Raw genomic sequence first — 13,216 nt, 5'->3', positions numbered from 1 at the left:
ATTTAATGATAGACTCATTAACGCTTTCGCTGTTCAGTTTTCAAAGAGCATTTTCACTAGCACTTCAAAAGTGCCGGACTCACAATATACCATGTATGATTGTTTTGAGTCAAGTAGTAAAAATCAAATTTTATCATAGTTTCAATTTTGCTTCGCCCTTTTTCAAAGGCGGATCACTAATATAACACGAGCTGTTCACGTTATCAAATGAAATAATTGGAAATAGCGTTTCAATCGTCATCTTCCAATGATGCTCGCCTAAAACGGATTTACAAAAACGATAGTTGACACCCGGTGACTACAAGTGTAATCTTTAAAACAAAATTAACGACTACAAATGTAGTTGACGGAGGTGTCTTACTTGGACGAGCAGCCGCGAATCTCGGATGCCGAGTGGGAGATTATGAAGGTCATCTGGGCAAAGTCACCCGCAACAGCAGCCGATGTCATCCACGACCTACGACACAACAAGACGTGGAAAGACAACACAATCAAAACCTTGCTCAGCCGCCTCTTGCAAAAGGGCATTCTCACCTATGAGCAGGTCAATCGAGTCTACTATTACTCTCCTGTGCTCACTGAGGAAGCATGCAAGCGCCAAGAGCGCCAATCCTTTTTGCAGCGCGTGTACGGCGGGGCCTTAAAGCCAATGCTGGTTCACTTTTTAAAAGAGGAAAAGCTCTCCTCTCAAGAGATTGACGAGCTGAAAAAAATCCTTTCCGAAAAGGAGAAATAAGCTGGTGGATTGGCAATGGCTCACACTCACCCTCAATCAAGCATTTACGTGGACACTGTATAACTCCATCGAGGCCAGTCTTCTTGTGCTCCTGATCTTGCTCTGCCAGCAGCTCGGCAAAAAGCTTTTCCCCATCCGCTGGCACCACGCTGTATGGTTCCTGCTTCTCTGGAAGCTCGCGGTTCCTTGGTCGATAGACAGCACGATCAGTTTGTATAACTTGCTGCCTACTTCGTCCTGGACATCCATACAGGAAGCGCACCCGCCTACGGAACCGATTGTTCTCACTACAGAGGCTTTGCAGCCGCATGATTCTGCCCTCCACCCAGATGCCTCACTAGCAAATGAAGCGAGCTTTTCCTGGATCAGCTTGCTTTCCCTCATCTGGATCGGCGGTGTCGCCATTTTCGCTCTCACCATGACTCGCAGTACATACCGATTGCTCTCTCAGCTAAAAAACGATGAGTTCGTACAGGATGAAGCCATTTTGCGCGTCTTTTCCCAATGCCAAAAACAGATGGGCATCACCAAATCCATTCCCCTGCTCATGAGCCATCAGATGACAAGCCCTGCCTTGATAGGAATCTGGCGACCGCAAATCTGGCTGCCGGCAAATCTTTTGGACAAGCTCAACGAGCACGAGCTGCGCCACATCTTTTTGCATGAGCTGGCGCATTGGAAAAGACGAGATATTCCTGTGAACAGCATCATGAGCGTGCTGCTGATCCTCAACTGGTTCAACCCGTTGTTATGGTACGCTGCTTCCCGTATGCGTCAGGATCAGGAAATGGCTTGTGATGCTTTGGCTTTGACTTATTTGCAGGAGACAGAGGTACCTCGCTATGGATACACCATGATCAAAATGCTCGAGCTGTATGCCTGTCCCAAACAGATTCGCTTCACAGCCGGGTTCTCCAGCTCCAAAAAACAGGTGAAAAGGAGAATAGAAATGATTCGTCACTTTCAAAAACGGGCGTATACGTGGACCCTATCTGGTATCTTGGTCGTCATGGCTTTAGGCATCTTTACTTTGACCGATGCAAACAAAGTGCTAGGGAACGAGCAGAGCTTCGTCGTCCCCGCAGAAGGAACAATTAAAAGCCCTATTGATCAAACAATAGGCTTGAGAATCTTAAACGACCTGAATACGCCAGTTCAGGCAGCAGCGTCCGGAAAGGTAGTCAAGGCTGAGTACGATACAAAAACAGGGAAAGGCAACCAGGTCATTCTGGAGCATGAAGGCGGGTATCAGACCGTTTACTCTCATTTAGAAAAGCTAGAAGTCACCGCTGGCACTACTGTGACCCAAGGCCAGCTCATTGGTCTGTTGGGAAGTACGGGACGCAGCACGGGACCGCATCTTGCTTTCCAGGTTCTCGAAAATGGTATACCCGTTGATCCGATGAAGCTGTTGGTAGACATAGAAGCTAAAGAATAAAGACAAAAGGCCACAGAAAAAATATCTGTGGCCTAACTTGTTACGCTTATTGATTCGTAGACAAATCTTGTTTGTTACCTGAAAGCACCTTGTACAGGATAAGTGCAGTCACCAAAGCAATACAACCGTTCAAATAAAAAGAGGTCGCCGCGCCAAACTCTTGCCATATCCAACCGGTAAGAAGGGATGCGGGCAACAAACCAATTCCTGTAACCATCGAGTACATGCCCAGTGATGTTGCTTTCAAATCTTTCGGTGCGGAGGACGCAACCAATGACTTTTCTATTCCCTTCGTCAACGCGATATAAAAACCATACATAATGAATAGCGACCATAAGCCTGTTAGCGAACTCACCATTCCGAATCCAATATATACGAATCCATATAAGATATAGCCAACGGTTAGAATGACTTTGTGTCCGAACCGATCGGAAATGGCACCGGATGTATAGGAAAACAGCGAAGCAACCAAATGAAGGACTAAATACAGCAACAATACACTCGTAGCAGAAAGCCCGAGATCAGTTGCTCGCAGCAATAAAAATGAATTGGACGAATTGGCAACTGTAAACAGCATAATGATCAGAAGCAATTGCTTGGTCTCACGATTTAACTTCTTCCAGCTCGGTTTTGCTTTCGGTTCACGCGAAATCACCTTCGTATTTTCCCGCTTCTCCTTGACGGCAAAGAGCAGGCAGAAGCCAATGCCGACCGGAATCATTGAATACAAGAAAACACTGTGGAAATCTTTATTTCCATCCATCGTTAATAGGAGATATGCGATGCCGATTCCAATCGCCGCCCCGAGCATATCCATCATTTGATGCAAGCCAAATGAGCGTCCTTGCTTTCGTTTTCCTCCTGCTTCCGAGATGATCGCATCGCGCGGAGCCGTTCGTATTCCCTTACCCGTACGATCAATCAGCTTCCAGACAAAAACACCTACCCATGAACTGGCCATTACGAGGAATATCCTGCCGATCCCGGATAGTCCGTACCCCAGTATGGCTAACGATTTTCGTTTCTTGGAACGATCGGAAACATAACCTGAAACGAACTTAAGCAGACTGGTCAGAGCCTCAGAAACCCCATCGATAATCCCGATAATCATAGGACCCGAGGAGGCAAGAAAGATCGGAATTAACGGGGTAACCATGTATGTACCCATGTCTGTGAAAAAACTGACGAAACTAAGCAGCCATACATTATTCATGCTTTGTTACAACCCAAAGTGCTGTCTCGCCAGCTCTTTGAATCTCGCATTGTCTATTTCCTCTTTCGTAACGACTCCATCCACCCATTGCGTAAAGGACGTATTCGTCAAAGTAACATTGCCTCTCTCTGTAAGCTGCGTAAGCAACGGGCTTTTGTTGAAGGGAGACTGTTCATGCTCAGCGATAATCGTCTGAATCTCGTTTAATTCCGCTTCATCCGTCACCAGCTTCTGTGAATCAAACGTATAGCCGATCCGCCAGTCCGTATCCTTGTGCCGCAGCTTCATTTCGAGTACATAATCGCCATACTCCGTTTGCTCTTTCTTGATCCGAAACTCACCATTACGTGAAGAGGCGGTCTCTCCGGTTAACGGAACAGGCTTCAACGGCAGATTCGAACCAAAACCCGTATCGAGCAAATACGTTTGCCCCTCATATGTAAGCAAAATCGTGGCATGTGTTCGACCAATCGTGTAATACTCGCCAACGTTATGCTTGTAAACAACTCCGCGAATCAGATGGGCGTCAAAGCCATTTTCCACCAAGAAGAAATACAGCATCATATTGAGTTCGTAGCAAAGACCGCCTTCGTTTCTGACCAGTATCTTCTCCACAACGGACTGTCTGGAGATTACGCTCGTTCGCTCTTCCACAATGCATAGGTTTTCAAAAGGAATCGCCAATGCTGTCAGATCAAGGAGGCGATCCAATGTATCGAAGGTAATCGTTTCATTTTCTGGCATGCCGATTCTTTTCCGAAATAAGGCATTCAGTTCACTCATGCTTCTTCCCCCCACATCGTTTCTCCCACAAGTTTACACCAAGCTCCTGCCTGAATTCCTTAAATACCGAGCAGCTTTAGCTTACGATACAAGGTGCGTAGCCCGATCCCGAGTTCTTCTGCTACCCGCTGCTTTCCTTTCAAATCACTGCCGTGCTTTTGCAGTGAAGCGCGAATGGCGTCCGCTTGTGCATCGGCGACCCTCGCTTTTATAGCTGGACCTGAATGTGAAGGAGCCACTGGAGGACGAGCGCGAAGGCGCGGAGGCAAGCTGTCCGCAGTCAGAACCGTGTCTTGCTCCATGTTCATGGCGTACTCGATGGCGTTTTCCAGCTCCCGTACATTGCCCGGCCAGTGATAGTGCGTGAGCAGGTTGATCGCCTCCCGCGCTATTCCGAAGTAGGTGCGTCCTGCTTGCTCTCCGTACTTCTCCATAAATGAAACGGCCAAGAGCTCAATGTCTTCCTTGCGCTCTGCGAGAGACGGGACATGCATTGGAATGACGTTCAACCGATAGTACAAATCGGCACGAAACGCTTTTTTCTCCACGAGCTCCTCCAGGTTCTGGTTCGTCGCCGCGATGATTCGTACATGGATGGGAAACGACCGCGTGCCGCCGATGCGTTCCACGACCTTTTCCTGCAAGACGCGCAGCAGCTTTGCCTGCAACGAGATTGGCATATCGCCGATTTCATCCAGAAAAAGCGTTCCTCCCTCTGCCATTTCGAACCGTCCTGGCTTTCCTCCCTTTTTGGCTCCAGTAAACGCGCCGTCCTCGTAACCGAACAATTCGCTTTCGAACAGATTTTCCGGAATGCTGGCACAATTGATCGCGACAAACGGGTAGTAAGCGCGCGTGCTTGCCTCATGAATCGCTTTTGCCAGATGTCCTTTGCCTGTCCCTGTTTCGCCGGTAATCAGTACCGTAGAGCTGCTGTTACCGATTTTCATCGCCATTTCTTTGACCTGCTTGATGGCTAGGCTGTTTCCCACGATTTGAGCAAGGCTATCCGCTTTGCCAGACGAACGGCTCCCTTCATGATCCATCAAACGCGGAACGGTTAGCGATCCCCTCTGCACGCGAAGCACGCCGCCAATGAGCTGATTGTTGACGATGATCGGCGTAGCCTCAGTCGGAGCATCCAGCTTGTCAACGAGACAATTGGCGATCGGCAAAGAATGCGCGGCCATCCCGGATAATGACGGCAGCAGCATCCGTGATACCTCCGCTGGCAGCAGCTCATGCTGAGACAGCAGTCTACGCGCGCTGGCGTTCGTGTGAATGACATTGCCACTTCGGTCAAATGTGAAATACGCATCGGCAACGGTATCCAGTGCTCCCTCCAACAGCCGCATGGAGTCATCAGACGATTCGATCTGTCTCGTCGCATGGGACTGTACAATCGCCGTAATCATCTCGCTGACTTCTGTCAGGATTTGCTGGTATCTCTCTGTATGCTTGGATAGACGATTTTGACCTTCCTTCGTAAAGGATGTGAGGGAAACGACCCCGATTGCATGATTGGCTACCTTAATAGAAGAGAGCAGCTCGACTTTGGCGGGGCAGCTGTCGAGAAAACGGCATCCTTTGCACATTTCCATGGAGCCAGGTTTATCTACCACATACTGTCCTTTTGCCAACACGAATTCAATCGAGGGCACATGCACATTTTCGCCTTTTTGTTTCAAGTAGCGCTCTGTACTCACGACCAATAGGCCGCGCTCGTTAATCACCGCAGCATCCACGTTCAATATATCTGAAATGCTTGTAATGACCTTTTCGATGGCTGGTTTGCACAGATCCAACGAAACCATGGATATCCTCCCTGCTTATTGTCCTTGCTCTCTATTTTATGAAATATTTAGATAGTTCACAAACATTTTACCACTGATGTTTGCCATCAATGACAACTCATTGCCACTTTTGTCACCGCCATGACGGTACGAAACACAGTCGAAACCTCGTAAAATCAGCTTTTTTTTGCGACCTAACAAGGAACATGTCACCCAGCGGGGTTCACTCCGCACTTGGCACAGTGATTGCAATATAAACTTTTCAACTAGGGGGAGTGATCAACCATGGTAAACACGAACGAGGTATTCAATTTGCAAGGAAAGGTAGCCTTGGTGACAGGTGCTGCTTCCGGTATCGGACTTGCAACAGCGAAACGACTGGCCCAATTCGGAGTAAACGTCATGCTGCTTGATATCAACGAGGAGCTCGGGGAAAAGGCGGCACAAGAAATCGTGGCGGAGGGTGGATCAGCCCGTTATTTTACATGCAATGTAGTTTCCCAACAGGATTGTCGTGAAGTAACGCAAGCGATCGAGGAAGCGTACGGTCGCATCGATATTTTATTCAACAACGCAGGCGTTATAAGAAGAAAGACGGTCGTCGAGCTGGAAGAGGATGATTGGGATCTGGTCGTCGACGTCTCCTTGAAGGGTGCTTACAACCTCTCCAAATTCGTCATTCCGGTCATGGAAAAAACAGGTGGAGGCAGCATCATTAACACTGGCTCTGGCTGGGGCATCAAGGGCGGTGACAAGGCGGCGGCCTACTGCGCGGCAAAAGCAGGCGTCGTCAACCTGACGCGGGCAATGGCGATTGACCACGGTCCGGAAAACATCCGTGTAAATTGCGTGTCACCCGGCGATACCGACACACCTCTGTTACGTGAAGAAGCGCGCCAGCTGGAAAAGGAAGAAGGAGCATTCCTCGTCTCCTCCGCCCAAGGGCGTCCGCTGGAGCGTCTCGGTTCTCCGCAAGATATTGCCAATGCTGTCCTGTTCTTTGCCAGCGATCTGTCATCCTGGGTGACGGGTTCCGTACTGGTCGTCGACGGCGGCGGTTTGGCTTAATTGATTGTTAACCCGACTGAATATTCCAACGAAGAGATGGAGGAACCATGAGATGAGCGTACAGCGTTATGCCCACCCGTATATTCCGAATTCTGCACCTGAAGTCAAAGAGAAAATGCTTAGCGAAATCGGCTTTTCCAGCATCGAGGATATCTATGAGGACATTCCCGAGGAGCTGCGCCTAAAAGAAAAAATGAACATCCCGAAAGCTTTGACCGAATACGAGCTGGAGCGCCACGTCAACCAGCTGATGAACAAAAACAAAACGACGAAAGAAAACATCAGCTTCCTCGGCGCAGGCTGCTGGCCGCATTTTGTTCCGGCTGTCTGTGATGAAATCAACTCCCGCGCGGAGTTTTTGACGGCGTATGCTGGTGAGCCTTACGAAGACAAGGGGCGCTTTCAGGCGTTGTTCGAGTACCAAAGCCTCGTAGCTGAGTTGGTCGATATGGATGTCGTGAACGTTCCAACCTTTGACTGGGCACAGGCTGCTTCTACTGCTCTGCGCATGGCAGCACGTATCACCAAACGCACAGAGCTCCTGGTCTCGAAAAATATCCATCCCGACAAGCTCTTGATCATCAAAAACTATACGTCTCCTGATCTTACTGTCACCTTGATCGATTTTGAGAACGAAACAGGCAGACTTGACCTGAATGATCTAAAAGCAAAGTTCAGTGTAGATACAGCAGCGGTTTACTTCGAAAACCCGACCTTCCTCGGCTCTGTGGAAGTAAACGGACAGATGATTGCGGACTTGGCTCATGCAGCCGGTGCCATTTGCGTAGTCGGCGTCGATCCCATCTCTCTCGGCGTGATGGAAGCTCCGGCGAATTACGGCGCGGACATCGTGTGCGGAGATTTGCAACCGCTTGGCGTACACATGCATTACGGCGGCGGGCAATCCGGCTTTATCGCTACGCATGACGATCCGACCTTCGTCATGGAATATCCGTCCCGCTTGTTCGGGATCGCACCGACAGAGGTCGAAGGCGAATACGGCTTCGGAGATGTCGCGTATGACCGCACCTCTTTTGCCAAACGTGAAAAAGGCAAGGAGTCCGTCGGAACACAAACAGCGCTATGGGGCATTACCGCAGGCGTGTACTTGGCGACGATGGGACCCGTGGGCATAGAAGAAGTCGGGCAAGGCATCATGCAGCGCTCCCAATACGCAGCCAAGCAGCTCTCTTCCATTCCCGGCGTCGAGGCCAAATTCGCCGCTCCTTTCTTCAAGGAGTTCGTGATCGACTTCTCGCAAACAGGCAAAACCGTCAAAGACATCAACGCAGCGCTTCTCGCCAAAGGAATTTTCGGCGGAGTTGATTTGACTGAACACTACCCGGAATTGGGTCAATGTGCGCTCTACTGCGTCACGGAGGTTCATACTCAGGAGGATATTGATACACTCGTTGCTGCCATAAAAAACATCGTGTAAAAGGAGGAAACCGACCATGAAGACATCCGAAGGAACAATCGACAAAATGAAGCGGATTCCGAGAGACCATAAGGTACGCCGCTTCCACCAAGCAAAGTGGGATGAGCCTGTCATTTTCGAGCTGAGCCAGCCCGGTGAGCGTGGCGTCGAGGTACCACCCGTCGAGCCACAAATCGTGGAGACCATTGGCGATGGCATCTCTCAGCTGCCGGACAGCCTGCGCCGAAAAAAACGGCCGAATCTTCCCGAGATCAGTCAGTACCGCGTGATCCGTCATTACTCACGCATTTCGCAGGAGGTTCTGGGGTCGGATTTCAACGTAGAGATTGGGCAAGGCACCTGCACGATGAAATACTCCCCGAAAATCAATGAACGCTTCGTGCGCTCGCCGAAAATGGCGGAGCTGCATCCGCTGCAAGACGAGTCCACTGTCCAAGGGATGCTGGAGATGACGTATCAGCTCGATTTGTACCTGCGCGAGATTTCGGGAATGGACAAATTCTCGTTCCAACCAGGCAGCGGTACACAGGCGTTGTTTACCCAAGCCTCTATCGTGCGCAAATATCACGAATCTCGCGGCGAAGGGGAGCAGCGCAACGAGTTTATTACCACCCATTTTTCCCACCCGTCCCAAGCCGCAACGGCAGCAGTCAAAGGCTTCAAAATCATTTATGTACCTGCTGACGAAAACGGCTACCCTGATCTGGAAGCGCTAAAGGGCCTCGTCTCGGAGCGAACAGCTGCCTTTGCCGTAGCGAACCCAGAGGATACAGGCATTTACAACTCCCGCATCAAGGAGTTCACAGATGTCGTCCACGCCGCAGGGGGGCTGTGCTGCTACGACCAAGCAAACGCCAACGGCTTGCTCGGCATTACCCGCGCGCTGGAAGCTGGCTTTGACATGTGCTTCTTCAACCTGCACAAAACCTTCTCCGTCCCACACGCTTGCGGCGGACCTGCAACAGGTGCCATCGGTGTCACTGCCGAGCTTGCGCCATTCCTGCCAGGACCGATCGTAGATTTCGACGGAGAGCGTTACTTCTATAAGCGTGATTTGAAAAACAGCATCGGGAAAGTCCGCAGCTTTTACGGCGTACCCCCTGCTGTCCTGCGCTCCTACGCTTGGGTCCGTGCACTTGGTGCTGACGGCCTGAAAGAAGTTGCCGAAATCGCTTGCCTCAACAACAACTATCTCTATCACAAAATCCTGCAAATCCGAGGTGCGAGCGCGCCCTATATACAAGGTCGACGCCTGGAGCAGGTTCGCTATAGCTGGCAACAGTTAAAAGAAGACACGGGCGTCACGACATACGATGTTCAGCGCCGGATGGTCGACTTTGCCCACCATTACTGGACCAGTCACCACCCGTACGTTGTGCCGGAGCCGTTTACACTGGAACCGACGGAGTCCTACTCCATGGCAGAGCTCGACGAATACGTTGCGGCACTGACCCATATTTCACAGGAAGCCTATGAGAATCCAGAGATCGTCAAAACAGCGCCGCACAATAGTACAGGTCACCGTGTCCTGGAGTCCGTGCTCGATGATCCTGATCAATGGTGCATCACATGGAGAGCTTATTTGAAAAAGACGGCACAAGGTTAAAAAGAAAGAAACGCCAGCACGGAATACGACAAGTGCTGGCGTTCTTTTCGTTGGGAAAGTTCTTTTAGAACTGATTCGGGAACTGCTTAATGATGCCTGCTGTCAGCACATCAGCGAATGAGATGATGTGGTCCTCACCTTGATCAAACGCAGCAATATCCGCTTCCCAGTCTTTTCTCAATCTCGCCTGGAGATTATCAGTGAGCAGCTTCAGATGCGTGTACATCATCTCTTTTAGTTCTTTCTCGTTCCAATTGGGGTTGGCACTACTCAAGAACTTGGCGATCTCATCCGCATTCCGGTGCCAGTCCTTATCCAGCTTTGCCACAGTTGCCTGATCGCCTTTTTTGGCTGCGTCAATGATTTTGCCGCCTATGGTAATATGAGCCGTCAGCAATTCGGTAAGCTTTTTACCTGCTTCCTCTCCGTAATACGGCTTGATTGCGTTCCCGATATCCACCTGGTTTTTCAAGAGTCGTGCCTGTACCGCGTCTTTGTCTTCCAGTCCTGCCAAGGCGCTTACCATATAGGTGTGGTCCCACAGCAAATGGTCGATCCAGAGCCTGCGCATATCACCCTGAAGCTTTACTTCTTTCGGCTTTATACATTCTGCCTGCTGTACATTTCCTTGTGATTCCTTGGCTGCTGCCATACCCGGCACACCAAGTAATGCCGCGCAAATCATCAACACAGTTACTTTCCTGAGCATTAGAGTCATCTATTCCTTCTCCTTTTTGATAAGTATTGAATCCCGCTGTTATTTTGAGCAAATTTGGCTTTTTCATGCGTCCAACACATCAGCCCTGCAAATTGACACTTGTCGGAAGCATCCTTATAGTTGTCTTATCAACAGTTGCCCTGACTGCCTAACCTAGGAGGTTTCGCAATGAAATTGGATGAGTATATCGGCGTCATCGTTAAACGAACGGATTTAAAACTGAACAACTATTATCAAAAAGTATGCAATCCGTATAACATCACTATCGATCAGTGGATGATTTTTGTCGTGTTATGGGAAGAAGAAGGTCTGACCCAGAACGAGTTGGCAGATCGCACCTACAAGGATAAAACGAATATCGCGCGGATGCTTTTTCTCCTGGAAGAAAGAGGTTTCATTCATCGCGAAACAGATAAAAAGGATCGCCGCTCCCTTCGTGTCTATCTGACGGAAAAAGGGCGACTTTTAAAAGACGAGGTCCTTCCACCTTCCATTGAAGCGTACGAGAAAACCATTGCTGGATTGACCGAAGAAGAAGTGAACCAATTTCGAAGAACACTCAATATCATTTATGAGAACGTGAAAAACTTGTAAAAACAAAACATATTGCAGGATGTCATTTTTTGTATATAATTAGTTGTTGTAGCAACAGTTTTTATAACAACTTTTAAGACGAAATATATACAAAAAAGGAGTGAAAATAATGAGCACAGAAGGGATTTGGAGCACGCATTACCGAGCGTTGACGATTGGTATTATTCTTGTGGTGACTGCTACAGCATTTGAAGGCTTGGCTGTCACGACAATCGCCCCCGGTCTTTCCCGAGAACTACAGGGTGAGGATCTTTATGGATGGGTATTCAGTGCTTATTTGTTGGCTCAGCTGATTGGTACCGTGGTCACAGGTCAATTTGTCGATAGAAAAGGGCCTGCCCAGCCTTTCATTGTTACTATCGTGCTCTTTGCTGTTGGCATTGTAGTGGCTGCAATTGCGCCAGATATGCTTACTTTACTGCTTGGGCGAGTGATGCAAGGATTCGGAGCCGGTGCTTTGATCAATTGCGTCTATACCATGATTACTTTGCGTTACCCCGATTCCCTTCGCCCTCAGATTCTTGCTGTCTTCTCCAGCGCTTATATTCTTCCTGGCCTGTTCGGACCGTATGTCGCCGGGATTATTGCTGAACAGATGTCGTGGAGATATGTCTTCTGGTTGATCCTTCCTTTCATCGCTCTATCGGCAATTTTAACCACCCCTTCTTTTCGAGGCTTACAGCCGCTAAAAGCAAGCGCGGCAAACAATCGTAGTCTTCTTCTGCCTTTTTTCTTGGCCCTAGGGACTGGTGCCTTGCTTTTCGGACTCGGCAAAATTCCCTCCATTTACGGTTTCCTGCTATCCGTCGCGGGTTTGCTCACCCTCAGTGTCCCATTATATAAGCTGATGCCTAAAGGAACGCTCGTCGCACGCTCAGGATTACCTGCTGTCATTGCGTCTCGGGGTCTTTTTGTCGCTGCCTATTACGGCACACAAACGTATCTTGTCCTTGGACTCACTTCGATTTTAGGATTAACTGCCGACAAAGCTGGTTTAGCTGTTGCCTCCGCAGCAATCAGTTGGTCGCTGGCAGCCAATGTACAAGCAAAGCTGGACAAGAAAGACCAAGGAACTGGTCGAAAAAAACGAATTATCACAGGCCTCGTTATTATGCTCATCGGAGTAGCTGGCACAGTACCCCTGACGTTGATTAAACAAGATCTTTTCGGTATCGTGGTCGCGATTTTTAGCCAGATCATTATGGGCTTTGGAATCGGTATGGCTCACCCGACAAGCGGTGCTATGGCGTTTTCTCTTGCAAAACCTGGTGAAGAAGGAAAAGTATCTGCTGAAATATCTATCGCTGATACGTTCACACCAGCGATTGTCATTGGGGTGGGAGGAGCCATCATATCTGTGATGACTGCCTTTGAGTTTTCACTTTCCGTTGGTATTACCGTTTCTCTGCTCCTTCAGACGTTCATCGTCATACTGGGGCTGGCATCTGCTGCCCGACTGGCAACACGTTCCGTACCTGTTCAAGAAAAAAGGACACCTTAAAAAGGTGTCCTCTCCCCAAACATCCCTATTCAGTCTCCTGCTTGTACAGATTTTGTAATTCTTCGAGATTTTTGTCTGTCTTGTGGAATCGTCTTTCCAGCCGATCCTGGACTAATCTGGGCAATTCATTTTTCAAGATGTGTACAATATAAAACAGAGTTCCGATAATGACGAACATGCTCAATATCAAGGTGATTTCTGGAGTAATGATAAAAAAGCACACACCGCCTATCAAAATCGTCAGTAGAATGTATCCAAACCATCTCCCCATGGTTCACTCCCCTTTACGATTCACAAACCAACCATATTTTACCAAACTATATAAGCA

General features: G+C 49.0%; 12 protein-coding genes. 7 read left to right on the top strand and 5 right to left on the bottom strand.

Annotation, left to right across the window (positions count from 1 at the left end; genetic code table 11):
- Positions 1 to 361 precede the first annotated feature (361 nt).
- Entirely contained in the window at positions 362 to 736 is a 375-nt protein-coding gene (locus tag PMI05_RS09610; protein WP_007720403.1) for a BlaI/MecI/CopY family transcriptional regulator, read from the top strand.
- A 4-nt stretch (positions 737 to 740) separates the two neighbouring features.
- The gene (locus PMI05_RS09605) at positions 741 to 2,174 is read left to right on the top strand and encodes a M23/M56 family metallopeptidase (RefSeq protein WP_007720402.1); all 1,434 of its coding nucleotides are present in this window, start codon (positions 741 to 743) and stop codon (positions 2,172 to 2,174) included.
- A 46-nt stretch (positions 2,175 to 2,220) separates the two neighbouring features.
- On the opposite strand, the gene PMI05_RS09600 is transcribed toward PMI05_RS09605, so the two are convergent.
- The 3 genes from PMI05_RS09600 to PMI05_RS09590 are packed head-to-tail and all read right to left on the bottom strand — an operon-like array spanning position 2,221 to position 5,984.
- Complete coding sequence (locus PMI05_RS09600; protein ID WP_007720400.1) at positions 2,221 to 3,387, bottom strand: MFS transporter; 1,167 nt, start codon at positions 3,385 to 3,387, stop codon at positions 2,221 to 2,223.
- Positions 3,388 to 3,393: 6 nt separating this feature from the next.
- Positions 3,394 to 4,170, bottom strand: coding sequence for an arylamine N-acetyltransferase (locus tag PMI05_RS09595; protein ID WP_007720399.1), 777 nt, complete (start codon positions 4,168 to 4,170; stop codon positions 3,394 to 3,396).
- 59 nt (positions 4,171 to 4,229) lie between these two features.
- Positions 4,230 to 5,984 carry a sigma-54-dependent Fis family transcriptional regulator gene (locus PMI05_RS09590; RefSeq protein WP_007720398.1) on the bottom strand — a complete coding sequence of 585 codons (1,755 nt, stop codon included), beginning with the start codon at positions 5,982 to 5,984 and terminating at the stop codon, positions 4,230 to 4,232.
- Between the two features lie 264 nt (positions 5,985 to 6,248).
- On the opposite strand from PMI05_RS09590, the gene PMI05_RS09585 reads away from it, so the two are divergent.
- From PMI05_RS09585 to gcvPB, 3 genes are read left to right on the top strand one after another with little or no spacing between them, the layout of a single operon-like run.
- Positions 6,249 to 7,031, top strand: coding sequence for an SDR family NAD(P)-dependent oxidoreductase (locus PMI05_RS09585; protein ID WP_007720396.1), 783 nt, complete (start codon positions 6,249 to 6,251; stop codon positions 7,029 to 7,031).
- A 52-nt stretch (positions 7,032 to 7,083) separates the two neighbouring features.
- Positions 7,084 to 8,469 (top strand): aminomethyl-transferring glycine dehydrogenase subunit GcvPA, encoded by a 1,386-nt coding sequence (gene gcvPA / locus PMI05_RS09580; RefSeq protein WP_007720393.1) that lies wholly within the window; start codon positions 7,084 to 7,086, stop codon positions 8,467 to 8,469.
- Between the two features lie 16 nt (positions 8,470 to 8,485).
- Positions 8,486 to 10,075, top strand: coding sequence for an aminomethyl-transferring glycine dehydrogenase subunit GcvPB (gene gcvPB, locus PMI05_RS09575; RefSeq protein ID WP_007720391.1), 1,590 nt, complete (start codon positions 8,486 to 8,488; stop codon positions 10,073 to 10,075).
- A gap of 64 nt (positions 10,076 to 10,139) precedes the next feature.
- On the opposite strand, the gene PMI05_RS09570 is transcribed toward gcvPB, so the two are convergent.
- Positions 10,140 to 10,793 carry a hypothetical protein gene (locus PMI05_RS09570; RefSeq protein WP_007720389.1) on the bottom strand — a complete coding sequence of 218 codons (654 nt, stop codon included), beginning with the start codon at positions 10,791 to 10,793 and terminating at the stop codon, positions 10,140 to 10,142.
- Positions 10,794 to 10,961: 168 nt separating this feature from the next.
- On the opposite strand from PMI05_RS09570, the gene PMI05_RS09565 reads away from it, so the two are divergent.
- Positions 10,962 to 11,387, top strand: a complete 426-nt coding sequence (locus PMI05_RS09565; protein WP_007720387.1) for a MarR family winged helix-turn-helix transcriptional regulator — start codon at positions 10,962 to 10,964, stop codon at positions 11,385 to 11,387.
- Between the two features lie 109 nt (positions 11,388 to 11,496).
- Positions 11,497 to 12,888: an MFS transporter gene (locus tag PMI05_RS09560; RefSeq protein WP_007720384.1), complete on the top strand. Its 1,392-nt coding sequence runs from the start codon at positions 11,497 to 11,499 to the stop codon at positions 12,886 to 12,888.
- A 25-nt stretch (positions 12,889 to 12,913) separates the two neighbouring features.
- Here the strand turns inward: PMI05_RS09560 and PMI05_RS09555 are convergent, their stop codons facing one another.
- Positions 12,914 to 13,159, bottom strand: coding sequence for a hypothetical protein (locus PMI05_RS09555; RefSeq protein ID WP_007720381.1), 246 nt, complete (start codon positions 13,157 to 13,159; stop codon positions 12,914 to 12,916).
- Positions 13,160 to 13,216: the final 57 nt, after the last annotated feature.

It is taken from the genome of Brevibacillus sp. BC25 (assembly GCF_000282075.1).
Classification (GTDB): domain Bacteria; phylum Bacillota; class Bacilli; order Brevibacillales; family Brevibacillaceae; genus Brevibacillus.
The sequence above is the reverse complement of the archived record's forward strand: the minus strand, read 5'-3'. Positions and strand labels throughout refer to the sequence as shown.